The 23,382-nt window shown below is 66.6% G+C and carries 20 protein-coding genes; 12 read left to right on the forward strand and 8 right to left on the reverse strand.

The features are described 5' to 3' along the window. Nucleotides 1-11: 11 nt before the first annotated feature. The 11 genes from VPH41_RS13150 to VPH41_RS13200 all read left to right on the forward strand — a co-directional run bounded on the left by VPH41_RS13150 (nucleotide 12) and on the right by VPH41_RS13200 (nucleotide 12,359). Nucleotides 12-1,592, forward strand: a complete 1,581-nt coding sequence (locus VPH41_RS13150; protein WP_328570357.1) for a hypothetical protein — start codon at nucleotides 12-14, stop codon at nucleotides 1,590-1,592. Then, the gene (locus VPH41_RS13155; protein ID WP_226941627.1) at nucleotides 1,589-2,266 is read left to right on the forward strand and encodes a hypothetical protein; all 678 of its coding nucleotides are present in this window, start codon (nucleotides 1,589-1,591) and stop codon (nucleotides 2,264-2,266) included. Before VPH41_RS13150 ends, VPH41_RS13155 begins: the two co-directional genes overlap by 4 nt. Next, nucleotides 2,263-2,685, forward strand: coding sequence for a hypothetical protein (locus VPH41_RS13160; RefSeq protein WP_328570358.1), 423 nt, complete (start codon nucleotides 2,263-2,265; stop codon nucleotides 2,683-2,685). Before VPH41_RS13155 ends, VPH41_RS13160 begins: the two co-directional genes overlap by 4 nt. Next, nucleotides 2,682-3,416 (forward strand): hypothetical protein, encoded by a 735-nt coding sequence (locus VPH41_RS13165; protein ID WP_328570359.1) that lies wholly within the window; start codon nucleotides 2,682-2,684, stop codon nucleotides 3,414-3,416. The genes VPH41_RS13160 and VPH41_RS13165 overlap by 4 nt, the downstream gene beginning before the upstream one ends. Then, nucleotides 3,413-4,129, forward strand: a complete 717-nt coding sequence (locus VPH41_RS13170) for a type II secretion system protein (protein ID WP_328570360.1) — start codon at nucleotides 3,413-3,415, stop codon at nucleotides 4,127-4,129. The genes VPH41_RS13165 and VPH41_RS13170 overlap by 4 nt, the downstream gene beginning before the upstream one ends. After that, entirely contained in the window at nucleotides 4,129-4,902 is a 774-nt protein-coding gene (locus VPH41_RS13175) for an ABC transporter permease subunit (RefSeq protein ID WP_328570361.1), read from the forward strand. The genes VPH41_RS13170 and VPH41_RS13175 overlap by 1 nt, the downstream gene beginning before the upstream one ends. Further along, the gene (locus VPH41_RS13180; protein ID WP_328570362.1) at nucleotides 4,902-5,648 is read left to right on the forward strand and encodes a hypothetical protein; all 747 of its coding nucleotides are present in this window, start codon (nucleotides 4,902-4,904) and stop codon (nucleotides 5,646-5,648) included. Before VPH41_RS13175 ends, VPH41_RS13180 begins: the two co-directional genes overlap by 1 nt. 86 nt (nucleotides 5,649-5,734) lie before the next feature. Continuing rightward, entirely contained in the window at nucleotides 5,735-6,307 is a 573-nt protein-coding gene (locus VPH41_RS13185) for a prepilin-type N-terminal cleavage/methylation domain-containing protein (protein ID WP_152259650.1), read from the forward strand. A 27-nt stretch (nucleotides 6,308-6,334) separates the two neighbouring features. Continuing rightward, nucleotides 6,335-6,700 (forward strand): NirD/YgiW/YdeI family stress tolerance protein, encoded by a 366-nt coding sequence (locus tag VPH41_RS13190; RefSeq protein ID WP_328570363.1) that lies wholly within the window; start codon nucleotides 6,335-6,337, stop codon nucleotides 6,698-6,700. Nucleotides 6,701-6,978: 278 nt separating this feature from the next. Then, the gene (locus VPH41_RS13195; RefSeq protein WP_328570364.1) at nucleotides 6,979-11,439 is read left to right on the forward strand and encodes a PAS domain-containing protein; all 4,461 of its coding nucleotides are present in this window, start codon (nucleotides 6,979-6,981) and stop codon (nucleotides 11,437-11,439) included. Further along, nucleotides 11,436-12,359 (forward strand): diguanylate cyclase domain-containing protein, encoded by a 924-nt coding sequence (locus VPH41_RS13200; protein ID WP_328570365.1) that lies wholly within the window; start codon nucleotides 11,436-11,438, stop codon nucleotides 12,357-12,359. Before VPH41_RS13195 ends, VPH41_RS13200 begins: the two co-directional genes overlap by 4 nt. 309 nt (nucleotides 12,360-12,668) lie before the next feature. On the opposite strand, the gene VPH41_RS13205 is transcribed toward VPH41_RS13200, so the two are convergent. The 5 genes from VPH41_RS13205 to VPH41_RS13225 all read right to left on the reverse strand — a co-directional run bounded on the left by VPH41_RS13205 (nucleotide 12,669) and on the right by VPH41_RS13225 (nucleotide 16,825). Then, the gene (locus tag VPH41_RS13205; RefSeq protein WP_328570366.1) at nucleotides 12,669-13,124 is read right to left on the reverse strand and encodes a MaoC family dehydratase; all 456 of its coding nucleotides are present in this window, start codon (nucleotides 13,122-13,124) and stop codon (nucleotides 12,669-12,671) included. Continuing rightward, nucleotides 13,117-13,605, reverse strand: a complete 489-nt coding sequence (locus tag VPH41_RS13210) for a MaoC family dehydratase (protein WP_152259193.1) — start codon at nucleotides 13,603-13,605, stop codon at nucleotides 13,117-13,119. The genes VPH41_RS13205 and VPH41_RS13210 overlap by 8 nt, the downstream gene beginning before the upstream one ends. Then, nucleotides 13,602-14,747 (reverse strand): acyl-CoA dehydrogenase family protein, encoded by a 1,146-nt coding sequence (locus VPH41_RS13215; protein WP_328570367.1) that lies wholly within the window; start codon nucleotides 14,745-14,747, stop codon nucleotides 13,602-13,604. The genes VPH41_RS13210 and VPH41_RS13215 overlap by 4 nt, the downstream gene beginning before the upstream one ends. Before the next feature lie 16 nt (nucleotides 14,748-14,763). Beyond that, complete coding sequence (locus VPH41_RS13220) at nucleotides 14,764-15,954, reverse strand: acyl-CoA dehydrogenase family protein (protein ID WP_328570368.1); 1,191 nt, start codon at nucleotides 15,952-15,954, stop codon at nucleotides 14,764-14,766. A 283-nt stretch (nucleotides 15,955-16,237) separates the two neighbouring features. Continuing rightward, nucleotides 16,238-16,825, reverse strand: a complete 588-nt coding sequence (locus VPH41_RS13225) for a TetR/AcrR family transcriptional regulator (RefSeq protein ID WP_328570369.1) — start codon at nucleotides 16,823-16,825, stop codon at nucleotides 16,238-16,240. 155 nt (nucleotides 16,826-16,980) lie between these two features. On the opposite strand from VPH41_RS13225, the gene VPH41_RS13230 reads away from it, so the two are divergent. Beyond that, entirely contained in the window at nucleotides 16,981-18,189 is a 1,209-nt protein-coding gene (locus VPH41_RS13230) for an MFS transporter (protein ID WP_328570370.1), read from the forward strand. A gap of 12 nt (nucleotides 18,190-18,201) precedes the next feature. On the opposite strand, the gene VPH41_RS13235 is transcribed toward VPH41_RS13230, so the two are convergent. From VPH41_RS13235 to aceE, 3 genes are all read right to left on the reverse strand, one after another. After that, a complete protein-coding gene (locus VPH41_RS13235; protein WP_152259198.1) occupies nucleotides 18,202-19,791 on the reverse strand; it encodes an aspartate:alanine exchanger family transporter in 1,590 nt (529 codons plus the stop codon). 259 nt (nucleotides 19,792-20,050) lie between these two features. Next, entirely contained in the window at nucleotides 20,051-20,677 is a 627-nt protein-coding gene (locus VPH41_RS13240; protein ID WP_328570371.1) for a glutathione S-transferase family protein, read from the reverse strand. 19 nt (nucleotides 20,678-20,696) lie between these two features. Beyond that, nucleotides 20,697-23,360, reverse strand: a complete 2,664-nt coding sequence (aceE, locus tag VPH41_RS13245) for a pyruvate dehydrogenase (acetyl-transferring), homodimeric type (RefSeq protein WP_328570372.1) — start codon at nucleotides 23,358-23,360, stop codon at nucleotides 20,697-20,699. Nucleotides 23,361-23,382 lie beyond the last annotated feature (22 nt).

Raw genomic sequence — 23,382 nt, forward strand, 5'->3', positions numbered from 1 at the left:
CTGAGACCGCCGTGTTCCGCAAACAATTACTCTACATCACCAGCGACGCCCTGTGCGCCTACGACTGGAACCATGGCGTGCTGGGGCCAAGCCACGTCTTTCCCGCCAGCGCGGCCGGACTGGACGGCTTCGCCGCGTGGCTGGAAGATCCGCAGGCTCACCGCTCAGGCGTGCCCGCCTACCTGCTGACGGACTTGATCGAGGAAGATTTCCAGCGCCAGCTGCTGCCCCACGTGCGCGGCAAGGCGGGGCGCGCCCTGCTGGAACGGCGCAAGCAGCAATTGCACCGCGACACGCCCTACCGGGGCAGCACCCTGCTGGGGCGCGAAAGCACGGGCCGCCACGACGACCAGGTGCTGTTCTTCGCGCTGACCAACCCGTCGCTGCTGCAGCCGTGGACGGAAGCGCTCGAACACTTGCGCGTGCCCGTGGCCGGCATCTATTCGACCAGCCTGCTCAGCATCGCCCTCGTAAAAAAACTGTCGATCGCGCACGAACACCTGCTGCTGGTCACGCAGCAATCGGGCGGCTTGCGGCAAAGCTATTACGAAAATGGCCAGCTGCGCTTTTCGCGCCAGACGGCCACCATCGCGCTCGATGGCGTGGCCGTGAATATCGCGCTGGAAACGGAAAAAACGCGGCAATTTCTCACCAGCACGCGCATGCTGGCGCGCGGCGACGTACTCAATACCGTCATCCTGGCGCCGGCCGCGCAGATCGCCAAGCTCGAACTGCTGTGCGACAACGGCGTGGAAGTGGCTTACCACTTCATCGACCTGCAGCTGGCCGGCGCGCGGGTGGGCTTGCGCCAGACGCCCGCCTTGGCCGACGAATTGCTGCTGACCTTGCTGGGCAAGCAGCCGCCGCCCAGTCACTACCCGCCCGGCGCGCTGGCCCGCTACTACCACTTCCAGCGCGCGCGCAAGACGCTGTATGGCGCCAGCGCGCTGATCGGCGCGTCGGCAGCCCTGTGGTGCGCGATTAACTTGCTCGGTGGCATCACCGACGACGGTACCACGCAGCGCCTGGCGCAGGAAACGGCGTCGTACCAGGAGCGCTACCGCAGCGTCATGTCGACGCAGCCGCCCGCGCCGGCCAAGACGCAGAACATGAAAGTGGCCGTCACCCTGGGCCAGATGATCGCCAGCCAGGCCCCGGAACCGGGCCGGCTGCTGGGCCTGCTGAGCGCCGCCCTCGACCAGGCGCCGCAGGTTGCGCTCAGCCAGCTGCACTGGCATGCGGGCCAGGCACCCGCGCGCGCGGCCGGCAGCCAGCCAGCGCAGCAGCAGCAGCAGCAGCAGCAGCAGCAGCAAGGCGGGCCGCCCGGCAGCGCCTTGGCCGGCATTCCCCTGGCGCCGCCGCAGGCACTGCGCCTGGAAGCGGACGTGGCCATGCCGAACAATGACTACCGCGCGGCACTGGCCGCCATCACGGCCTTCGCGCAAACGCTGGCGCGCCAGCCCGGCATGCAGGTGACCATCGAAGAGACGCCGCTGGATTTACGGTCCAGCGTGGCCCTGTCCGGCAAGAGCGCCGCGCCCGCGCCGGACAGCCAGGCCCGCTTTACCCTCTTGCTCGCGTGGCAGCCATGAGCGGCCCCGTCAAGCAACCGCCCCTGCCCGGCATGAAGCGGGCCGGCACGCCCACGCGCACCCTGCCCGCCTGGCTGGGCGAGCTGCACCTGGTGCGCGGCGCCCTGCTGTGCTTTGCGCTGACCCTGCTGGCCAGCCTGGTGCTGCTGAGCTTGACCGCCGCCTACCGCATGCGTGCAGCGCAGCAGCTGGATCTGGCCCAGCATACGCGCGCGGCGGCGGCCACCCTGTTCAACCACGCGGAAGCGGAAAAGCAGGAAATCCGCGCCTACGAACCGCAATTCCTGGCCCTGCGCCAGCGCGGCCTGATCGGCGAGGAAAACCGCCTGGCCTGGATCGACGCCATCCGCCGCAGCCAGGAACAGCGCAAATTATTGCCGATCAGCTATGACATCAGCCCCCAGCAAGTGCTGCAAGTGCCGTTGCCCATGGTGATGGGGCAATATCACCTGCGCGGCAGCCGCATGCGCCTGCAGATGGATATGCTGCACGAGATGGATTTGCTGAACCTGTTTGACGATTTGCGCCAGGCCGGCTATTTCGCCGTGCAGGATTGCACGCTCAAGCGCCAGGCATCGGCCGGAGCCGGCAGCGGCGCAACGCCCACCCTGGGCGCCGAATGCGAGCTGCTGTGGCTGACCCTGGGCAGCGTACCCGTGCTGGGGCGGCCATGAGGCGCGCCTTCGTCCTGGGCGCGCTGCTGGCCGGCGCCGCGTTCGCGGCCCAGGCCCAGGCACAGCGGCCCCAGCTGGGACGCTTGTTCCTGTCGCCCGAACAGCGCGCCCAGCTCGACGCGCAGCGCTACGGACCGCCCGCGGCCGATCCCGCCCTGGCGCCGCCCCCGCCCCCGCCGCCGCCCGCGCCGCCCGTGGAATTGAACGGCGTCGTGGTGCGCAGCAGCGGCCGCTCCACCGTCTGGCTGAACGAGGAAGTACAGAACGAGCCGCACAACCGCCTCGTGCGCGACAAGTCGGGCAATCCGGGCACATTGACCCTGCGCCTGTCGACGGGCCAGGTGGTGCGGCTCAAGCCTGGCCAGCGCTACGACCCGGCCAGCGGCACCGTCACCGAAATGCAGGAGGCGCAGCCATGACGCCGCGTCTAGCCCAGCGCCAGCCGCACCGCCAGCGCGGCGCCGCCCTGTTGCTGCTGGTGGCCGTGCTGGGCCTGGGAGCCGCCAGCCTGCTGATCAACGCCTTCGACCGCAACACGGGCGAGGCCGAACGCCAGCAGCGCACCCTGGCCACCCTGGCGCAGGCGCGCGAAGCCTTGCTGGGCTTTGCCGCCACGCAAGGCCGCCTGCCCCGCCCTGCCGCCTCCGCCCTCGACGGGCGCGAACGGGCCGCCGACTGCGCCGACGACGCCGAATGCAGCGGCTTCCTGCCGTGGGTGGCGCTGGGCGTGGCGGGCACCGACGCCTGGGGCAAGCTGCTGCGCTACAGCGTCACGCCGGAAATGGCGCGCGCGCCTATCGTCTCGTCGTCCGCCATCGCCAACCGAGTCGTGCTCGAGCGCGGCGCGCGCGGCGAACTGGCCTTCGTGGCGGGCCAGGTCCAGTGCGACGTCAGCGCCCAGTGCCTGCCGCTCGTGCTGTTCTCGCAAGGCAAGGATCACTACGGCACGGCCGCCAGCGGCGTGGCGCAAGTCAACACGGCGCGCGGCAATATCGACGAAGCGGCCAACGACAGCGCCAGCCGCAGTTTCATCGCCCGCCCCGCCAGCGGCAATGGCGCGCTGCCCGGCGGCGCCTTTGACGACATGCTGGCCTGGATCACCTTGCCCACCCTGTACCAACGCATGCGCGCCGCGCGCAACCTGCCATGAGCAATAGATATCGCCCCCGGCCGCGCCAGCGCGGCTTTTCCCTGATCGAGATCGCCATCGTGCTCGTCATCGTGGGCCTGATGATAGGCGGCCTGGTCACGCCGCTGACGGTGCAGCTGGAGCAGCGCAAGGTGGCCGAAACGCAAAAGGCGCTGGACGAAGCGAAAGAGGCGCTGACGGGCTACGCGCTGCGCTACGGCTACCTGCCCTGTCCCGCCGTTTCCCCCCTCAGCGGCCTGGAAGACCGGCGCGGCACGCGCTGCAATGGCGAAAAACGCGCCGGCTTCCTGCCGTGGGCCACCCTGGGGCTGCGCAAGGGCGACAGCTGGAACAACCTGTTCCGCTACAGCGTGACGCCCGCCTTCAGCGACAGCGGCCAGCTCTTCAGCCTGTCCACGCCGCGCGACATCAGCATCGTCACGCGCAATGGGGGCGCGCTGCTGCAGGCGACGGCCTTGAACGATATCCCCGCCATGATCATGTCGCATGGCAAAAACGCGTTTGGCGCCACCAGCGTGCAGGGCCAGCGCCAGGCCGTGCCTTTCGGCAACAATGTCGACGAGCGCAACAATGCATCGAACGCCACCACCTTCATCAGCCGCGCCGCCAGCGGTGCGCAGCAGCCCGGCGGCGAATTCGACGATATCGTCGCCTGGCTGTCGCCGAACATCCTGTTCAACCGCATGGTGGCGGCACAAAGGCTGCCCCGCTGATGCCCATGCTCGCTCCCGCCCTCACCATCGCCCGCTACACCTTGCTCGAAGCGCTGCGCAGCCGCCTGCCGTGGCTGTTCGTGCTGGCCGCCTGCGGCGCCGCCGCCCTGGCCGGCTTCCTGCAGCAACTGGCGCTGACGGAAAGCGGCGCCGTGCAGGCGGCGCTGCTGGCGGCTACCCTGCGCCTGGCCAGCGTCTTCCTGCTGGCCACCTTCATCATCACGGGCATGGCGCGCGAAGCGGCCGACCGGGGCCTGGAACTGCTGCTGGCATTGCCCATGCCGCGCGCGGCCTACCTGCTGGGCAAGCTGCTGGGCTACGGGGTGCTGGCGGCCGTGCCCGCCGTGCTGTTCGGCCTGCTGATGGCGCTGTTTGCCGCGCCCGCGCAAAGCGCGCTGTGGGCCCTGTCCCTGCTGGGCGAATTGTGGATCGTCGCCGCCTTCAGCCTGCTGTGCGCGGCCAGCCTGCAGCAGGCCCTGCCCGCGCTGGCCGCCACGGGCGGCTTCTATGTGCTGGCGCGCATGCTGGGCAGCCTGCAGCTGCTGGCGCACGGCCCGCAGGCGGGCGACTCCGTGGCGCAGCGGGCCGCGGCAGGCGCTATCGACGTGCTTGCCCTGCTGCTGCCCCGCCTCGACGATTTTACGCGCACGCAGTGGCTGCTGTACGCGACCGGCGACTGGCAGGCGCTGGCCGGCGTGGCGGCGCAGACCGTCATCTATGTCGGCTTGCTGGCCAGCTGCGCGCTGTGCGACTTTTACCGCCGCAACATCTGATGGCCACCGCCCAACGCCCCTGGTCCACGGTGCCGCGCCCCCTGTGCTGGCTGCTGGCCGCCTGCCTGCTGCTGCAGCTGGGCTGGCGGGCGGCGCAGCAGCACGCCCCGGCCCAGGCGCGGCCCCTGCCTGCGCCGCCGCCGGCGGGCGTGGCGCGCCTGGCCAGCCTGGGCGAGCCGCTGGCCATGGCCAAGGCCATGCTGCTGTACCTGCAATCGTTCGAAGACCAGCCCGGCGTCAGCCTGCCGTGGCGCCAGCTCGACTACGACCGCCTGGCGGGCTGGCTGGACACGGCGCAAACGCTCGATCCCCGCAGCCAGTATGCGCTGGTGGCCGCCAGCGAAGTGTATGCGGGCGTGGCCGACCCGCAGCGCGTGCAGCGCATGCTGGCCTTTGTGGCCGCCAGCTTTGCCGCCGACCCGCAGCGCCGCTGGCCCGCCATGGCGCAAGCCGTGCTGATGGCCAAACACCAGCTGCGCGACCTGCCGCTGGCGCTCGGCTATGCGCGCGCGCTGCGCCAGCTGGCGACGGGGCCGCAGGTGCCGTCCTGGGTGCGCGAGATGGAAGCGTTCATCCTGGAAGACATGGACCAGCTCGACAGCGCCCGCCTGGTGATCGGCGGCCTGATCGCCAGCGGCCAGATCAGCGACCCGCACGAGCTGGCTTTCCTGGCGCGCCGGCTCGACGAACTGGCCAGGCAACAGGCCGACGAAATTGCCACCAAGAAAGCCAAGGTCGCGCCATGAGCTGCCGTCGGAAATGCCATGCGCGTACGGCGCCATTTGCAGTAAACTGCCATCCCAAGCACTCGCACTTTTTCCAAGGAAATCCCATGCTCCCACGCCGCCAGCACGGCTTCACGCTCGTAGAAATCGCCATCGTCCTGGTCATCATCGGCCTGCTGCTCGGCGGCGTGCTCAAGGGGCAAGGCTTGATCGACAGCGCCAAGGTGAAAAACATCATCCAGCAATCGAATTCGCTGACGGCCGCCGTCAACGCCTACCAGGACAAGTTCCGCGCCCTGCCCGGCGACGATATCCAGGGCACCGTGCACGTGCCCAACTCGGCCGGCAACGGCAATGGCGACGGCCAGATCGGCGACGGCCAGCCGCGCGAATTCACCCTGGCGCCGCAGCACCTGGCGCTGGGCGGCTTCATTACGGGCTCGTTCAACGGCACCTCGCAATTCATGACCAGCGCCCAGGGCGGCGCCGTCTACCTGTACAACGACGAAGTGGGCGGGCGCGCCGGCAACGGCATCCGTTTCGACAACCTGCCCGAGAGCTACGCGGAACAGATCGACAGCAAACTCGACGATGGTGTGGCCAGCACGGGCAGCGTGCGGGCGAACATGCCCTATGGCAATACCGGTGCTATCATTGCCCGCACCGCCGTCTTTTTCTGAGGCGCCAGTCACTATCGAAGGAATACCATGCCACTGCACCGCACACTGCTCCTCTCCCTGGCCGCCAGCTGCGCCTTGCTGGCCGGCAGCGCGCACGCCCAGTACGTGGGCCCGACGGCCGGCCCGGCCGCGCCCGCCAACGTGGCCGCCATCCTGAAAAATCCCGTCGACGACCAGGCCGTCGTGCTGCGCGGCCACCTGCTGCGCAAGGTGGGCAAGGAGAAATACACGTTCTCGGACGGCACGGCGGAAATCCGCGTGGACATCGACGACAAGGTCTTCATGAACCGCAAGATCGACGCCCGGACCCAGGTGGAAATCCGTGGCGAAGTGGAAAAGGACTTCATGGAAAGCCCCGAGATCGACGTCGACGTGCTGACCGTCGTCCCGTAAGCCCCCTTGCCTGCCCGCCGCCATGGCGGGCAGGGCGTCCAGCGCGCGGCGCCGTACCCTCTTCCGTATGCCTTGAGCAAGCTTTTTTCCACTCCAGAAACTAGGCTTGTCAGAACAATCAATTTCGTCTAGCATCTTTTCATTCAACGTCAGCCAGCGCCAGCGTGAGCCTGCCTGTCGATTCATCCATTCTGGGAGCTTTCCGGGTGCAAGATTTGCCTTCGATACGCTCGCGAATTTCATGGCTGGTGCTCGCCTGGGTCATTCCGACGGCACTGGTGTTTCTCCTGCTCGTGGCGCAAAGCTACACACGCGAACGCGACCATGTGGTCAGCGAAACGGCGCAGGCGGCGCGCGCCGTCGCCGCCGCCGTCGAGCGCGACCTGAGCGGCGCCCAGATGGCCGCGCGCGTGCTGGCCGCCTCACCCGCCCTGCAAGGCGACGACCTCAACGCCCTGCGCGCCGTGGCCGCCAGCCTGCTGCAGCCGGGCCTTGCCGTCAATGCCTTCATCGTGTCCGACGCCAAGGGGCGCCAGCTGGTCAATACGGCCCTGCCTGCCAGCCAGGCGCCGCCCCCCTTGCCGCAAAAATGGGCCGCCAGCATGGAACGCACGCGCGACTATGGCAAGCCGCGGCTGACCAGCCTGACCAAGACGCCCGACGGCGCGCCGCAGCTGGCCCTGAACCTGCCCTTGCCGCGCGACCAGGGCCCCGCCTATGTGCTGACGGCGCTGTATTCGCCCGATTACCTGCCCTTGCTGCTGCGCGAGCTGCACCTGCCCGCCTACCTGGGCGCGGCCATCATCAATGGGGACGGCATCAACGTGGCGCGCACCCTGGCGCCGCAGCGCTACGTGGGCCAGCGCAGCGTGGCACCCCTGCTGGAACAGATACGCCAGGCGCGCGAAGGCGTGCTGCGCCATGCCACGCTGGAAGGCCTGGACGTGTATACGGGCTTTCGCCGCGGCCCCGGCGACGCCTGGACGGTGGCCGTCACCATGCGCACCAGCACGGTGGCCGAAGCCCTGCTGCGCTCGGTAGTCACGGGCTCCGTCATCCTGGCCCTGCTGCTGGCGGCCGGCTTTGCCCTGGCCTGGCGCGTGGGCGGCCGCCTGGCCAGTACCCTGCAGGAACTGACCTTGCAGATACACGCGCTGGCACAGGGCAAACCCTTGCTTTCAAATAAGCACACGGACCGCGAATCGGCCGACATGGCAGGCGCCCTGGGCGCGCTGGAACGCGACCTGCGGCGCCACCGCACGCAACTCGAAAGCCTGGTGGCCGAACGCACGCTGGCCCTGGAAAAATCCACGCGCCTGCTGGAAACCGTGTATGCGACGGCGCCCATCGGCATGCTGTTCGTGGGCCTGGACTTGCGCATCGTCATGATCAACCAGTACCTGGCCGCCATCAACGGGGCCAGCGTGGCGCAGCATCTGGGCCGTCCCGTGGGCGCCATGCTGTTCGACGACGCCGTGCGCGCCGACGTGGAGCGCTGCGTGCGCCAGGTGCTGGAGACGGGCTTGCCCATCGTCGATATCGAATTGAAAGGCCACAGCGGGCAGCAGCGCGACCAGTTCAGCCACTGGATCGTGTCGTACCACCCGATCTTCGGCCCGGAACAGCAGTTGCTGGGCGTATCGGGCCTGTGGCTGGACGTCAGCGAACGCAAGCGCAGCGAAGCGGAATTCCGCCGTTCCAAGCACCTGTTCGGCACCATCATCGAAAACATCCCCGCCATGGTCTTCGTCAAGCGCGCGGACAAGCTGAGCTTTGAAATGGTCAACCGCCACGCGGAACTGACCCTGGGACGCTCGCGCGAACAATTGCTGGGCAAGACCGACCACGATTTCTTCCCGCCGCAGCAGGCGGCCGCCTTCGTCAGCGCCGACCGCAAGCTGCTGGCCACGGGGCAGATGGTGGAAATCGAACAGGAAGCCATCAACACGGCGGACGGCACCACGCGCCACTTCACCACGCGCAAGGTGGTCTTGCGCGACGACGCGGGACGCGCCAGCCACGTGCTGGGCGTGTCGATCGACATCACGGACCGCAAGCGCGCCACCGAAGTGCTGCACGCCACCACCTGGCGCCTGGAACAGAACGAGCGCTTCATCCGCACCGTCACGGACAACCTGCCCGGCATGGTGTCGTACTGGGGCGCCGATCTGCGTTGCCGGTTCGCAAATAATTTCTATAACGAGTGGTTCGGCCGCAGCAGCGCCGAGCTGGCCGGCATCCACATGAGCGAATTGCTGGGCCAGGAACTGTTCGACGTGTATGCACCGCACGTCGAGGGCGTGCTGGCGGGGCGGCCGCAAAGCTTCGAGCGCGACCTGCTCGATCCCGCCGGCCAGGTCTGCCACACGTGGACCAATTACATCCCCGATTTCGACGACGGCGGCAGCGTGCGGGGCTTTTTCGTGCTGGCCTCGGACGTGTCCGAGCTCAAGCGCACGGAATTGCGCCTGCACGAACTGAACGAACAGATGGTGCGCGCGCGCGACAAGGCCGAGGCGGCCAGCATCGCGAAGAGCGAGTTCGTCGCCAACATGAGCCATGAGATCCGCACGCCGATGAATGCCATCATCGGCCTGGCGCGCCTGCTGGAAGAATCGCCGCTGGAACGGCGCGAGCGCAGCTATGTGGGCAAGATCCAGATGGCCACGCAGTCGCTGCTCAACATCGTCAACGACGTGCTCGACTTTTCCAAGATCGAGGCGGGCCAGATGGTGCTGGAACAGCGCCGCTTCCAGCTCGAACGCATGCTCGACAGCGTCGGCGTGCTGCTGGCCAGCAGCGCCTGGGCGCGCGGCGTGGAGCCCGTGTTCGTGCTCGACCCGGGCGTGCCGGACGAACTGGTCGGCGACGCCCTGCGCGTGGAACAGATCCTGATCAACCTGGTGGGCAACGCCGTCAAATTCACCTCGCATGGCGAAGTGGTGCTGGCCATCGCCAAGGTGGCAGAGGATGCGGCCAGCGCGACGCTGGAGTTTTCCGTGCGCGACACGGGCATCGGCATCGGCGCGGCCGAGCAGGAACACATCTTCGACGCGTTTTCCCAGGGCGACAGCGGCACCAGCCGCAAATACGGCGGCACGGGCCTGGGGCTGGCCATCTGCCGGCGCATGGTGGAATTGATGGGTGGCAAGCTCAGCGTGAAAAGCGCGCTGGGCGAAGGCTCCGACTTCCGCTTCCGCTGCCGCTTCGACAAGGTGGCGCCGCCGCCCGAGCCGTCCGGCAAGGGGGCTGCCCGGGCCCTGTCGCTGCTGATCATCGACGACAACGCCAGCGTGCGCGCCATGCTGGAAGACTGGTGCGCGGCGCAGGGCTGGCACAGCCGCAGCGCCGATGGCGGCGCGGCCGGCCTGGCGCTGCTGCGCCGCCACGCCGGCGGCCCGGACGGCTTGCCGCCGGCCGCCCACGTGGATATCGTGCTGCTCGACGCGGCCATGCCGGGCATGGATGGCATTTCCATGCTCACCGAGGCGCGCGCCGATGAACGCCTGGTGCTGCCGCCCGTGATCATGCTGGTGGCCGACCAGGACAGCGAAAACCTCGAACGGCTGGCCGACAGCCTGATGCTGGCCGGCATCGTCTCGAAGCCGGCCACCCCGGCGCGCCTGCTGGCGGCCGTGACGGCCGTGCGCGAAGGCCGCAGCACCCCTTCCGCACTGCCCGTGTCCACGCCCCTGTCGGGCTTGTTGGCAGGCATGCGCGTGCTGCTGGTGGAAGACAATGAAATCAACCAGGAAGTGGCGCAGTACATTTTGCTGCACTCGGGCGCGCGCGTGGCCGTGGCCGCCAATGGCCGGCTGGCCGTCGACCTGCTCGCCAGCACGCCGGACGCCTGGGACGTGGTGCTGATGGATTTGCAGATGCCCGTCATGAATGGCTATGATGCCACCCTGGCCATCCGCGCGCTGGGCTTGTCGGACCTGCCCATCGTCGCCATGACGGCCAACGCCATGGACGAGGACCGCCTGCGCGCCATCGCCAGCGGCATGAATGCCCACGTGGCCAAGCCCATCGATGTGGACGAGATGATCCAGACCCTGACCCGGCTGGTGCCGGCGCTCGCGGGCGGCAGCGGCAGCGCTATCCAGGCCGGCAATGCCGCCGCGCAGGCGCCGGACGTGCCGGCCACGGTGCCCGGCATCGACCTGGCGGCGGCCCTGCACCGCTTCGGCGGCGATTACGGCGCCTTCCTCGCATTGCTCAAGCGCTTCGAGAATTCGCAGGGCGACGCCGTCGAGGAAACGCGGCGCCTGCTGGCCGAAGGCCAGGCGCAGCAGGCGGCGCAGCTGCTGCACCGCGTGTGCGGCGTGGCGGCCAACCTGGGCGCGGCCCGCGTCGCCAGCCTGGCCAGCGACACGGAAAAGGCGCTGCAAGGGGGCCGCGCACACGCGGCAACAGCCCTGCTGGGACAACTGGAACTGGCGATGGCCGAAGTCATCGCAGCGGCACGCACCCTGCCCTCGCCCCGGCGGCGCAGCCAGGCGGCAGCAGATGCCGGCGGCAGCGCGCCGGTCGAGCTGCGGGCCGGCCTGGCCAAGCTGCTTGTCCTGATCCGCAATAATAATCTGAAGGCGCTGGCGCAATTCCATGCGCTGCACCCCGCCATACAACAGTCAGACCGGGAAGCGGCCCTGGCGCTGGCCAACGCGATCGAGACGCTGAATTTTTCCGAAGCGGAAAAACTCGTGCTCGATCAGCTGAAACGAGAGGAAAACAAGTGAGCTGGACCAACCTTGCCATGAACGGGCGCATCCTCATCGTCGATGACGCCATGGAAAACATCCAGATCCTGCACCAGCTGCTGCGCGAGGACCACGACGTGCTGTTCGCCCTGAGCGGCGAAAAGGCGCTGGAAATTGCACATAATCAACTGCCGGACCTGATCCTGCTCGACGCCGTCATGCCCGGCATGGATGGCTATGCCGTGTGCAACGCGCTGCGCGAATCGGCCCTGCTGAGCGCCATACCCGTCATCTTCGTCACGGCCCTGAACCAGCCCGAGGACGAGACGCGGGCGCTGGAAGCAGGCGCCGTCGATTTCATCACGAAGCCGTTCAACGCGGCCGTCGTGCGCGCCCGCGTGCGCAGCCAGCTGACCATCAAGCGGCAGGCCGACGCCATGCGCGAACTGTCGCTGACCGATTCGCTCACGGGCGTGGCCAACCGGCGCAGCTTCAACGATACGATGGACAGCGAATGGCGTCGCTGCGCGCGCGACGGCGTACCGATGGCCATCATCATGGCCGACATCGACCATTTCAAGGATTACAACGACACGTATGGCCACCAGGCGGGCGACCTGTGCCTGCAGCAGGTGAGCGCCGCCCTGCGCCGCTGCGCCGTGCGCCCGCCCGACCTGCTGGCCCGCTACGGCGGCGAGGAATTCATCGTGCTGCTGCCGCAGGAAACGCGCGACGGCGCCGAAGTGGTGGCCCAGCGCATCCTCGACGAAGTGCGCGCGCTGGAAATTCCCCACGCCAGGTCCAGCGTCGGCCCCCACGTCACCGTCAGTTTAGGCATGGCCAGCGTCATGCCCACGGAAGGCATGGACCCCAGCGCCCTGATCCGCGCCGCCGACGCGCTGCTGTACCGCGCCAAGCATACGGGGCGGGACAGATATTGCGCGCCGGAGCGGGAGTGAGCAGGCAGGCTAGCGGCTGCGTGCCGGCGCAGCATTGGAACGATTGCCCCCGGAGGGCCGTCCCGTCGCGCTGGGCCAGCCGCCCGCATTGCCCGGGCCTGGACCTCTGCCCGTAGCGCTACTGCCCCTGGCGGCCGCCTTGCCGCTGCCCGTGGCGGCCTTGCCGGCGCCGCCCTTTCCGCTGTTTGCCTGGTTGGACATCATCGCCTCCTTCGCCGGAAACCGCCGGCGCGCCACCAGCGTACACTTGGCGCACGCGCAGGAGCGCACAACTGCCTGCCTTCCCGCGAAGCGGGTGCAAGGTACGGCTCAGGGATAGCAGCGCATCAGAAACTCCGCTACGCACACGGGTTTCGTATCGCCTTCCCTCTCCATGGTGACGGCCCAGTTTACTTGCGCCCCTTCCGGCAAGTCGTCGACGGACAGGATGTCGAGCCGCGCGCGCAGGCGGCTGTTCACGGGCACGGGCGCGGGAAAGCGCACCTTGTTCAAGCCATAGTTGATGGCCATGCGGATGCCGGCCATGTGCAAGGCCCCCTGCAACATGGCGGGCAGCAACGATAACGTCAGGAAGCCGTGCGCCACGGTGCAGCCATACGGCGACTCGCGCGCGCAGCGCTCCGCGTCCACGTGGATCCATTGATGGTCGTTGGTGGCATCGGCAAAGGTGTCGATGCGCTGCTGGGTGATGGTCAGCCAGTCGGAAACGGCCACGTGCTGTCCCGCCAAGGCCTGGAAGCCCGCGATGCCCGCGATATCACGCATGGTTTTCTCCTGCCGGGCGGCGGCCGAACATGCCCATGCCTTCCACCGTCGTCACCACTTCGCCATGCTGGTTGCGCACGCTCCACACGGAAATGACGATGCCGCGGTCCGGCTTCGACGTGGACGGGCGCACTTCCTTGACTTGATAGGTCAGGTGCAGGGTGTCGCCCGCGCGCACGGGCTTGAGCCAGCGGATGCTGTCCAGGCCGGGCGAGCCCATGCTGGACGAATGCTTGAGCAGGTTATCCACCACCAGGCGCATCATCATGCCGCACGTGTGCCAGCCGCTGGCGATCACGCCCTTGAAGATGGTTTTTTCCGCGGCCGCGTGGTCGACGTGGAAGGGCTGCGGGTCGAAATCCGTGGCGAAGGCGATGATTTCCCGCTCCGTCACGTGGCGCTGGCCCAGGTCGATTTCCAGTCCCTGCGTAAAATCTTCAAAATACCAGTGCTTGGGTTTGATTCCGGTCAATGCGGTCATGCGGTCTCCGTCGGCAAGAAGCCCGGCTGGGCGATAAAGCGCTCGATGTGGTGCTCCACGTCGCCCAGGGTCAGGGCGATCATGGACAGGCGCTTGAAATGGTGGGCGGCAGGCAATTCGTCCGTCACGCCCATGCCGCCATGCAATTGCACGGCTTGCTGGCCGACAAAGGTGGCGGCCAGCCCCACCCGCGCCTTGGCGGCGGACACCGTGCGTCGCCGCTCGGCCACGTCGTCGCTGTCGGCCTTGGCGGCCGCCAGCATGGCCATCGAACGCGCCTGCTCCAGGTGGATGAACATGTCGGCCATGCGGTGCTGCAAGGCCTGGAACTTGCCGATGGGCGCACCGAATTGCTGGCGCGTCTTCAGGTACTCGAGGGTGGCGGCAAAAATGGCGTCCATGGCGCCCACGGCTTCCGCGCACAGCAGGGCCGCGCCATAGTCGAGCGCCGCGTCCAGCACGGGCCAGCCCTGTCCCGCCTGGCCGACCAGGGCGTCATGCCCCAGCACCACTTGCACGAGGGTCACGGTGGCGGCGCGCTGGCCGTCGATGTTGCGGTAATCGCGCACGGTGACGCCCGGCGCATCGACGGGCACGAGGAACAGCGAAATGCCGTCCGTGCCGTCCTGGCGGCCGCTGCTGCGGGCCGAGACGATCAGGGCGCCCGCCTGCGCACCATGGATGACGACGGTTTTCTCGCCGTCCAGCACGAAACCGTCGCCGCTGGCCGTGGCCGTGGTGGCGATGTCGTGCATATCGTGGCGCGACTGCCGTTCGCCCAGCGCGCAGGCCAGCTTCATGCTGCCGCTGGCCACCTGCTCCAGCACGCCGTCGTGTCCGCCCGCCAGGGTCAGGAAGCGCGCGCCCAGCACGGTAGCCAGGTATGGTTCGACCACGAGGCCGCGTCCCAGTTCCTGCATCACCAGCAGCATGTCGACAGCCGTGCCATCGAAGCCGCCCGCGGCGGCCGGCAGCGGCAAGGCCGTCATGCCCAGCTCGGCCAGGGTGGCCCAGGCAGCGCTGGAGACGCCCGTGGCCGAGTGGATGATCTGCTTGCGCGTTTCAAATGGGTAATCCTTGTCGACCCAGCGCCCGAGCGCATCGGCAAATTGCTGCTGTTCCTGATTGAATTGAAAGTCCATGTCGTCTCCTTCTGGCTTACAGGCCCAGGATCATCTGCGTGATGATGTTTTTCTGGATTTCATTCGAGCCGCCATAGATCGATGTCTTGCGGTAATTGAAGTAATACGCGGCCAGCGGCGCGGCCAGGTCGTCGCCGCCAGCGCCATGCGGCGCGCTGCCGTCGAGGAACGATGGATCGAACGGCAAGGCTTGCGGGCCGATCGCTTCCACCATCAGTTCCGTCAGCTGCTGCTGCAGTTCCGAGCCGCGCACCTTCAGCATCGATGCCTGCGGTCCCGGCCCCTTGCCTTCTTCGCTGATGACGCGCAAGACCGTCATTTCCAGCGCCATCAATTCGATTTCCAGGGTGGCGACCTTGGCCGCAAAGGCGCGATCGTGCAGCAGCGGCGCACCGCGCTTGGTTTGCTGCATGGCCAGTTGCTTGAGGAAGGTCAGTTCGCGCTTGGAGCGGCCCACGGCGGCAATGCCCGTGCGCTCATGGCCCAGCAGATACTTGGCATAGGTCCAGCCCTTGTTTTCCTGGCCCACCAGGTTGCTGACAGGCACGCGCACATTGTCGAAGAAGACTTCGTTCACCTCGTGCTCTTCATCGAGCATGATGATGGGACGCACGGTGATACCCGGCGTTTTCATGTCGATCAGCAAGAAACTGATGCCTTCCTGCTTGCGCACCGTGCTGTCCGTGCGCACCAGGCAAAAGATCATGTCCGCGTGCTGGCCCAGCGTCGTCCAGGTTTTCTGGCCGTTGACGATGTAGTGGTCGCCGTCGCGTTCGGCCGTGGTTTTCAGCGAAGCGAGGTCGGACCCGGCGCCCGGCTCCGAGTAGCCCTGGCACCACCAGTCGTCGCAGTTCAAGATGCGCGGCAGATAATAGGCTTTTTGTTCCGCGTTGGCGAAGGCCATGATGACGGGCGCCACCATGTTGACGCCGAACGGCAGGATGGGCGGCGTGGCCGCGCGCGCGCACTCGTCTTCCCAGATATGGCGCTGAACGGACGTCCAGCCCGTGCCGCCGTATTCGACGGGCCAGGCCGGCGCGGCCCAGCCTTGTTGCGCGACAATCTTGTGCCAGCGCACGTAATCATCCTTGGCCAGGCGCAGATGCTGGCGCACCTTGCGCTGCAAATCCGCTGGCAAATGGGTGTCGAGGAAGGCGCGCACCGTGTCGCGGAACGCCGTCTCCTCGGCCGTGTAATGCAGGTCCATGTCTGTCTCCTTGTTCTTATCGGTTGCCGTGATGACTGCACGCAAGGAAGTTCAGCGCACAAAAAAGCACGACCGTTCTCAAGGATTGTACAACAGAATGGGAGCAGCGCCAGGGGTTTTACGCGGGCAGGTGCGGCAAGGAAAGCGGGTAGAACGGGCTGAATGCCGCCGTTGGCACGTGGCCCCTGTGCGCGACAGGATATCGATGAGATTGCGAAAGGGTCGCGTACGCAAAACCGCCGTACGCCCAAGATTCATCGCGAGGCCATAGCGCTTTTCGCGACTACCTTTTCAGCAACAGCCCCCGCAGCAGCAATTCCAAAGCTGCGATTCCTTTTATCAAGCGCGCATTGCCTTCCTCACCGTCTGCGATCCAGAACGCCGCTTCTGCCAGGCTGCCGTAGATCAGCGAAGCCAGTGCCTCTGGGCAAGCGTCAGCCACGATGCCTTGCTGAATCAGCTGCTCGATAAGCTTCTGCATCGACTCGAGGCAATGGCGCTGCGAGTCCGGGGCAGCGCCACCGAGGACTGCCCTCGCATCGCGTAAGACGATGCGCTGAATTTCCGGTTCCACGGCCATCTCGAGATAGGCACGGCAGCGGCTGCGAAAGCCTTCCCACAAGTCGTCGGCGCCGTCGGAGATGGCTTGCAGGCGGCCATCCATTTCCGCGTCGATCTGTTCGACCACCGCCAGCAGCAAGCCCTTCTTGTCGCCGAAATGATGATACAGGGCGCCACGCGTCAGCCCTGCCTGCGCCGTAAGGTCGTCCATCGACGTGTCGGCATAACCGCGCTCGCTGAACACTTTGCGGGCCGTGGCCAGCAACGATGCGCGGGTTTCTTCCATTTCCACACGGGTGCGGCGAACCATTGCTTTCTCCTTACATACGCAGCGTATGATTATTTACATGTAGTGCGTATGAATATATACTATTCATACGCGATGTATGTATTATCACGGCGACGTGTTCCCATTGCAAGCAGGACACACGCCGTTTATCGAATGATCAATCAAGGATATGCCCCATGAGTACGTCTCACCACGCTTCCACAGAATCCTCTGGCCGCCATCCGTGGCTGGCGGTCTGCGCCGTCGGCATGGCCACCTTTTCGGTCGTGACGACGGAAATGCTCCCCGTCGGCCTGTTGACGCCGATTGCTGGCGCCCTGGGCACCTCCACGGGCACCGCCGGCCTGATGATCTCGCTGCCAGCATTGCTGGCGGCCTTGTTCGCGCCGCTGGTCGTGCTCGCATCAGGCAGCCTGGACAGGCGCAACATCCTGTGCGGTTTGCTGACGCTACTGGTGCTCGCGAACATTGCCTCGGCCCTGGCGCAGAACATGGCGTGGATGCTGGCTGCCCGTGTTCTCGTCGGTTTTTGCATGGGCGGCATCTGGGCCATCGCCGGCGGCCTCGCTTCCCGGCTGGTTGCGGCACGCTCGATCGGCCTGGCAACGTCGATCATCTTCGGTGGCGTGGCGGCCGCTTCCGTGCTGGGCGTGCCGCTAGGCGCACAAATCGGCGAGGTTGCAGGATGGCGCTGGGCATTCGGCGTCATGGCCCTGTTCAGCAGCCTGGTACTGGCGCTGCATCTGGCCGTCATTCCCGCGCTGCCCGCTGCCGGTGCGGCAAGCTTGCGCCAATTCGGCAGACAGCTGCGCAACAGGCAGTTGCAAGCGGGGCTGCTTCTGACCCTGTTGCTGGTGAGCAGCCATTTCATGGCCTTTACCTTCGTGCGCCCGCTACTGCTGTCCATGTCGGGGTTTGATACGCAATGGCTGGGCACGCTGCTGTTTGCCTATGGCTGCGCGGGCATCCTCGGCAACTTCCTGGCGGGCATGGTTGCCGTGCGGCGTACGGTGCCAACCATCATCGCCATCTCGGGCGGCCTGCTGCTCACGCCGCTGCTGTTCCTGGCTATCGGCGACTCCGGCATCGGCGGCGGCGTGGTGTTGCTGGCCTGGGGACTGGCTTACGGTGGCGTATCGGTCGGCCTGATGACCTTGATGATGAAGGCGGCGCCCGGGGCCGCGGAGATCGTCGCCGCGCTGTATGTCGGTGTCTTCAATATCGGCATTGCCCTCGGGGCATGGACCGGTGGCCAGGCCGTGGACAGGCTGGGCCTCTCAGCCAACCTGTGGCTTGCCGCAGGATGCGCCGCTGCCGCCTTGCTTCTGTCTTTTGGCATGAACTTTATTGAAGCCAAGAAGCAGCCTGGCCCTGCAAGAGACTGACTATGGCCGCCATCAGCCGTACAGATGCAGCAGCACCTGCACGGCCACGATCTTGACGATGGTCATGCTGGGGAAAATCATGGCGTAGCCCAGGTTCGGGCGGTCCGACCTGGCCAGGCGGTTGGCGAACACCAGCACGGCCGGGTTGCCCGTGGCGCCGGCCGCGATGCCCAGCAGCTCGGGAAACGGCAGGCGCAGGAAGACCTTGCCCAGGATTACGACAAGGGCTACCACCACCAGCACCGTCACGGCCCCCAGCGCCAGCATGGGCAAGCCGTCGGCGCCCACCTGCTGCACGAAGGGCAGGCCGGACGCCATGCCCACGGAGGCGAGGAAAATCGTCAAGCCATAATTGCGCATGACCAGGTTGGCCGACAGCGGCAGGCGCCAGCTGATCTTGCCGACCCTGCCCAGGCGCCCCAGGATCAGCGCCATCACCAGCGGGCCGCCCGCCAGGCCCAGGCTGAACGAGCCTATCCACGGCAAGGGGATAGGCACCAGGCCCAGCAGCACGCCCAGCACCATGCCCATGCCCAGCGACACATAGCTGAACTCGGCCGTGGCCGTGATGGAATTGCCGAACAGCTTGCGCACGTCGGCCGCATGTTTGGCCGGCGCAATGGCCATTACCCGGTCGCCGAATTCCAGGGTCAGGAAAGGATGGGGCAGTATCATGGCGTCGCCGCGGCGTATGAAGGCGATCTGCAGGGGGAAATCCTTGCCCAGGTTCAATTCACCCAGCGGTACGCCGACGATTTCCGCATCGGACACGAACACTTCCGTGCCGTCGAAATCGCTGCGGTCCTTCATCAGCCGGCCCGGGTCCAGGTGCCCCAGCGCCGTGCGCGCCGCTTCCACGCCCGCCACCGTGCCCGACACCATCAGCGCGTCGCCCACGCCGAGCACCAGGGACGGGTCGGGCAAGCGGTTCTGGTGGCCCTGGCGCACGCCGATCACCTGCACGCCGGCCAGCGGGCCATCGGCCAGTTCGGACAGGGCGGCGCCCGCCAAGGTCGCTTCATCGATGGTAATTTCCGACACGACGATGGGTGCGGGCGGCGGCGTCAGCACGGGTTTCAAGATGCGCCCGGCCAGGTACAGGCCCAGCATGGGGCCCACGACGCCGAACGGATAGGCGACGGCATAGCCGACGGCCGCGTCGCCATTGCCGTGCGACGCTTCCAGCGCCGCCTGCAGGGCCGCCGTGCTGGTCATGGCGCCGGCAAACACGCCGCTGGCCATGCGCAGCGAAATATCGATCCACTGACCGCCCCAGACGGAGACGGCCAGGCCGCCCATGACGGCGGCAAAGGCGATCAGGTTGTGTTTCTGCCCCGCACCGCGCAAGCCGGCAAAAAACTGCACGCCGTACTGCACGCCTATGCCATACAGAAACAGCAGCAGGCCGATGGAGCCGACCATCGGCGGCGGCACGGACCCGGGGGCGAAGGCGCCCAGCGCCAGCCCCGCGAACAGCACGCCGCCCACACCCAGCGAAAAGCCGAACACGCTGATGCGCCCCAGCGCATAGCCGGCGCCGATGACGAGAAACAGGGCAAGGATGGGCGTGGACTCCAGCGTATGGCGGAAGAGATCTAGCATGGGTGCAACCTTATTCTGGGGATCGCCCAGTTTAGCATGCACAAAAGCAACACGATGGCGATGATGGCAAGCAAGCGTGCGCAGGTTTGCGCATCAAAAACGGGCAAAAAAAAGCCCGCTGCGGGAGCGGGCTGAATCTAATTCCTGTGAGGAAGTAGAGGAGACAAACGCATCATGCCGCATCGCAGCATAGCTATCCAATTGCATGTTGTGATGATGGAAATATGATTTATCAATATCTGCTCCCTTCCCCACCCGTTCACGCCGCTTGCCGCCCCGCCTCCACGCGCAGCGCTGCGCGCACGGCGGGACGCTCGCCCACGCGCGCGATCAGGTTGTTGACCTGCGGGAAGGCCGACAGGTCCACCCGGGCGTATGCCGACCAGCCGAGGATGGTGTACAGATAGGCATCCGCGATGGAATAGCACTCGCCCAACAGGTACGGTCCGCCGGCCGCCAGTTGCCGCTCCACATAGTCGAGGCGCGCCGCGATGCGCGAGCGGGCCACGTCCTGCGCCTGGGTGCCGTATTCCGGATGGAATAGCCAGGGGCTGTAGGCCTTGTGCAGCTCGGTGGCGATAAAGCCCAGCCACGACTGCAGCTGCACGCGCGCCAGCGTGCCCGGCGGCGGCGCCAGGCCGCTGGCCGGCGCCAGGTCGGCCAGGTATTGCACGATGGCCGTGCCCTCCAGCACGATCGTGCCATCGTCGAGCGCCAGCGCCGGCACGTACAGGTTCGGGTTGATGCGCGCATAATCGGCGCCCGTTTCCGTGAGGCGAGGAATGGCCTTGATATCGACGCGCTCGAGTTCCAGCGCAAGGCCCGCCTCGATGGCGACGATATGCGGCGACAGCGAACACGTGCCCGTTGCGTAATACAGCTTCATGATCAGTCTCCTGAAAAAGTTACACGGATGCGGGATCGATTTTTTCCACATCGATGCCGTACTTGCGGATGGCGTCGCCCACCAGGCTGCGCGCCACCCGCCCCTCGTCGGCCAGTGCCGTCAGCGCGGCCAGGACGATGAAATGGCGGTCCACTTCAAAGAAGGTGCGCAGCGATTCGCGCGTATCGGAGCGGCCGAAGCCATCCGTGCCCAGGGTGACGAAGCGCCTGTCGGCAACAAACGGGCGCACCTGGTCGCCGACGATCTTCATGTAGTCGGTGGCCACCACCACGGGGCCTTGCCGGCCGGCCAGGCATTGCGCGATATACGGCACCCGCTGTTCGCTGTCCGGGTGCAGCATGTTCCAGCGCTGCACGGCCAGGCCGTCGCGCCGCACTTCAGTCAGGCTGGTGGCGCTCCACACATCGGCCGCCACGCCGAAATCCTGCTGCAGCAGCATGCCGGCGGCGATCACTTCGCGCAGGATGGAACCGCTGCCCATCAGCTGCACGCGCACTGCCGCTTCCGGGCCTTGCTGCAGCAGATACAGGCCCCGCAAGATGCCCGCCTCGGCCCCTGCCGGCATGGCCGGATGCGGATAGTTTTCGTTGAGCAAGGTGATGTAGTAAAAAATGTCTTCCTGCTCGGCAAACATGCGGCGCAAGCCATCGTGGATGATCACGGCCAGCTCGTAGGCAAACGTGGGGTCGTACGAAATGCAGTTGGGAATCACGGACGACAGCACGTGGCTGTGGCCATCGTCATGCTGCAAGCCTTCGCCCATCAATGTCGTGCGTCCCGAGGTGGCGCCCAGCAGGAAACCGCGCGTGCGGGCATCGGCCGCCGCCCACGCCAGGTCGCCCACGCGCTGCAGGCCGAACATGGAATAAAAGATATAGAACGGGATGGTGGCCAGGCCATGGTTGCTGTAGGACGTGCCGGCGGCGATCCAGGAAGAAATCGCGCCCGATTCGTTGATACCCTCCTGCAAGATCTGCCCATCCTTCGCTTCCTTGTAATAGCTGAGCTGGCCCGCATCCTGCGGCGTGTACAGCTGGCCCAGGTAGGAATGGATGCCGATCTGGCGGAACAGGCCTTCCATGCCGAAGGTGCGCGATTCGTCCGGCACGATGGGCACGATGATCTTGCTCAAGGCGGGGTCTTTCAGCAGGGTGCCGAGGATGCGCACGAAGGCCATGGTGGTCGACGCGCCCCGCTCGCCGCTATCGTTGAGCTGGGTGGCGAACGTGGACAGCGGCGGCACGGGCAAAGGGGCCACCTTGCCGATGCGGGCGGGGATATGGCCGCCCAGCTGCGCCCGGCGCGCGGCAAAGTAGCGCGCTTCCTCGCTGTCCGGCGCCGGTTTCAGATACGGCATTTCTTCCAGCCGGGCATCGCTGACGGGCAGCGCGAAGCGGTCGCGGAATGCGCGCACGGCATCGGCGCTCATCTTTTTCAGCTGATGGTTGATGTTCTGCCCTTCGCCCGCCTCGCCCATGCCGAAACCCTTGACGGTCTTCGCCAGGATCACGGTGGGACGGCCAGGCGTACGCATGGCCTCGGCATACGCGGCATGGACTTTTTCGGGGTCGTGTCCGCCCCGCGTCAGCTGCCAGATCTCGTCGTCCGACAGGTGCGCCACCAGCGCCAGCAGTGCCGGATACTTGCCAAAGAAATGCTCGCGCACATATGCGCCGCTCTGCGATTTGAAGGTCTGGTAATCGCCATCCACGCATTCCATCATGCGCTGACGCAGCAAGCCGCTCGTATCCTGCTGCAACAAGGCATCCCAGCCGCTGCCCCAGATGACCTTGATCACATGCCAGCCCGCCGCGCGGAACGTGCCTTCCAGCTCCTGGATGACCTTGCTGTTGCCGCGCACGGGACCGTCGAGGCGCTGCAAGTTGCAGTTCACCACGAAGATCAGGTTATCCAGGCGCTCGCGTCCGCCCAGCGCAATGGCGGCCAGCGATTCCGGCTGGTCCATCTCGCCATCGCCAAGAAAAGCCCACACCTTGCGGCCCTGGTGTTCCTTCAAGCCACGGTATTCGAGGTAGCGCATGAAGCGGGCCTGGTAGGCGGCCGTCAGCGGGCCCAGTCCCATGGAGACGGTGGGAAATTGCCAGAAGTCAGGCATCAGGCGCGGATGCGGGTAGGAAGACAGGCCCTCGCGCCCCGCTTCGCGGCGGTAATTGTCCAGCTGGGCTTCCGTGATGCGGCCTTCCAGATAGGCGCGGCCATAGATGCCGGGCGCGGAATGGCCCTGGATGTAGACCAGGTCGCCCGCGAACTGCTCCGTGCGGCCACGGAAGAAATGGTCGAACCCCACGTCGTACAGCACGGCCGCGGACTGATAGGTGGCGATGTGGCCGCCCACGTTCGAGTGTTTCGCCGCCCGCAAGACCATCACCATGGCGTTCCAGCGGATGTAGGCGTTCAGGCGGCGCTCGATGGACAGGTCGCCCGGATACGCGCCCTGGCGCTCGGCGGCGATGCTGTTGGTATAGGCGGTGGTGACGCGGCCATGCAGGCCGCCGTGCTGCGCGGCGTCAAGATCGACGAGCTGGTCGAGCAAATAATGGGCGCGCGGACGCCCTTCCACGGCGACGACGGCTTGCATCGCCTCCAGCCATTCTTGGGTTTCCTGCGGATCGATATCGGGCACGGCGAGGGATGTGGGCATGGCGGTCTCCTGAGTGGGCAGT

This window comes from Janthinobacterium sp. P210006 (assembly GCF_036231885.1).
GTDB lineage: Bacteria > Pseudomonadota > Gammaproteobacteria > Burkholderiales > Burkholderiaceae_D > Janthinobacterium > Janthinobacterium violaceinigrum.